This window comes from Streptomyces milbemycinicus, from assembly GCF_002154605.1.
Taxonomy (GTDB): Bacteria; Actinomycetota; Actinomycetes; order Streptomycetales; family Streptomycetaceae; genus Streptomyces; species Streptomyces milbemycinicus.
In genome coordinates this window covers 1-1,984 of record NZ_MUNE01001109.1, presented here as the reverse complement: position 1 = coordinate 1,984, position 1,984 = coordinate 1, and the positions used below count along the sequence as shown (strand labels likewise).

The 1,984-nt window shown below is 68.5% G+C and carries 1 protein-coding gene; it reads right to left on the bottom strand.

The genetic code is table 11. The annotated features are described in order from the left end of the window. Window positions 1–1,984: ABC transporter ATP-binding protein/permease (locus CCN51_RS51390; protein ID WP_107426321.1), on the bottom strand; the 1,984-nt coding region annotated here is incomplete at both ends.

Genomic DNA, 1,984 nt, shown 5'->3' with positions numbered 1-1,984 from the left:
TGACGCCGAGCGCGACCAGCACCAGGATGTCGATGCCCCACTGCGATGTGGCGTGCTCCCACAGCGGGTCGGTGTCGTTGGGATTCTTGCGGTCCCAGGGCGCCATCGTGTGCCCGGGGCCGGGGCCGAGGTCCAGGGTCGCTCCGGCCGCGCCCACCGCCCAGCGGGACGGCATCAGATAGGCGAACTGCTCGATGCCCAGCTGTCCGTAGATCTTGAACAGGATGCCGGTGAAGACGACCTGGACGATGGCGAACATGACCAGCAGCGGCATGGTCTTCTCGGCGGTCTTCACCAGCGAGGAGATCACCAGGCCGACCATCATCGAGGTGAAGCCGATCGCGATGATGGACACGCACAGCTCGGCGGCCGGGGGCAGGACCAGGCCCTCCTCCGGCAGCTCGCGGGTCGAGAAGCCGATGGCGCAGATGATCACGGCCTGGAAGGCGGTGATCACGCCGAGCACGATCACCTTCGACATCAGATAGGCCGAGCGGGACAGGCCGACCGCCCGTTCCCGTTCGTAGATCACCCGCTCCTTGATCAGTTCTCGTACGGAGTTGGCCGCACCGGAGAAGCACATGCCGACCACGAGGATCAGTGTGATCGTGCCCGCGTCCTGGTTGAACTGGCCCTTGGGCGCCTTGGTGAGGCCGAAGTCCGACGGGATGACGATGCTCACCGCGCCGAGGACGGCGGGCAGGATCACCATCAGACCCAGGAAGCCCTTGTCCGAGGCGATCACCGAGACATAGCGGCGCATCAGGGTCCACAGCTGGGAGCCCCAGCTCTGCGGCTTCTGCATCCGCGCCGGGGGCGGCTGGACGTGTACGGACTGCGGTGCGACGGCGTCGAGGTCCGCGGCGTACATCTGGTAGTGCTGCGAACCGCGCCAGCGGCCCGCCCAGTCGTAGTCGCGGTAGTTCTCGAAGGCGGAGAAGACATCCGCCCAGGTCTCGTACCCGAAGAAGTTGAGCGCCTCCTCCGGCGGGCCGAAGTAGGCGACCGAGCCGCCCGGGGCCATGACCAGCAGCTTGTCGCAGATTGCCAGCTCGGCCACCGAGTGGGTGACCACCAGCACCGTGCGGCCGTCGTCGGCCAGACCGCGCAGCAGCTGCATCACATCGCGGTCCATGCCCGGGTCGAGGCCGGAGGTCGGCTCGTCCAGGAAGATCAGCGAGGGCTTGGTGAGCAGCTCCAGCGCGACGGAGACGCGCTTGCGCTGGCCGCCGGAGAGGGAGGTGACCTTCTTGTCGGCGTGTATGTCCAGCTTGAGCTCGCGCAGCACCTCGCCGATCCGGGCCTCGCGCTCGGCCTCGGCGGTGTCGCCCGGGAACCGGAGCTTGGCGGCGTAGCGCAGCGCCTTCCGGACGGACAGCTCCTTGTGGAGGATGTCGTCCTGCGGGACCAGGCCGATGCGCTGGCGCAGCTCGGCGAACTGCTTGTAGAGGTTCCGGTTGTCGTAGAGGACATCGCCCTGGTTGGCCGGGCGGTAGCCGGTCAACGCCTTGAGCAGCGTGGACTTACCGGATCCTGACGGGCCGATGACCGCGACGAGGGACTTCTCGGGGACGCCGAAGGAGACGTCCTTGAGGATCTGCTTGCCGCCGTCGACCGTCACCGTCAGATGGCGGGCCGAGAAGGACACCGCACCGGTGTCGACGAACTCCTCGAGGCGGTCGCCGACGAGCCGGAAGGTGGAGTGACCGACGCCGACGATGTCGCTCGGGCCGATGATCTGCTGGCGGACCGGCTGGCCGTTGACGTACGTGCCGTTGTGGCTGCCGAGGTCCCGGATCTCGAACCGGCCGTCGGGCAGCGCGCGGAACTCCGCGTGGTGGCGGGAGACCTGCAGGTCGGAGACGACCAGCTCGTTCTCCAGCGCACGGCCGATACGCATCACCCGGCCGACGGCCAGCTGGTGGAAGGTGGTCGGGCTGCGGTCGCCGCCGTGGGCCTGCGGGGCCCCGGCGCCGGGGCCGGG